This is a genomic window from Streptococcus sinensis, from assembly GCF_000767835.1.
GTDB classification, from domain to species: domain Bacteria; phylum Bacillota; class Bacilli; order Lactobacillales; family Streptococcaceae; genus Streptococcus; species Streptococcus sinensis.
The window spans coordinates 1-263 of the sequence record NZ_JPEN01000069.1 but is presented as its reverse complement, the minus strand read 5'-3'; the positions used below and the strand labels follow the sequence as shown (position 1 = coordinate 263).

Below are 263 nucleotides of genomic sequence, written 5' to 3'. Positions count from 1 at the left end.
TTGGAGGATTACCCAAGTCCGGCTGAAGGGAACGGTCTTGAAAACCGTCAGGCGTGTAAAAGCGTGCGTGGGTTCGAATCCCACATCCTCCTTAGATAAGAATATCGCGGGATGGAGCAGCTAGGTAGCTCGTCGGGCTCATAACCCGAAGGTCGTAGGTTCAAATCCTGCTCCCGCAATTTTGGCTCGGTAGCTCAGTTGGTAGAGCAATGGATTGAAGCTCCATGTGTCGGCGGTTCGATTCCGTCTCGCGCCATTTTATT

3 tRNA genes are annotated in these 263 nt (G+C 52.5%); all 3 read left to right on the top strand.

The features are described from left to right. Positions 1-2 precede the first annotated feature (2 nt). The 3 genes from SSIN_RS06075 (at position 3) to SSIN_RS06065 (ending at position 256) form a co-directional block, all read left to right on the top strand. A tRNA-Ser gene (locus tag SSIN_RS06075) sits at positions 3-92 on the top strand. Between the two features lie 13 nt (positions 93-105). After that, positions 106-179 (top strand) — tRNA-Met (locus tag SSIN_RS06070). Between the two features lie 4 nt (positions 180-183). Next, positions 184-256: transfer RNA gene (locus SSIN_RS06065), tRNA-Phe, on the top strand. Positions 257-263 lie beyond the last annotated feature (7 nt).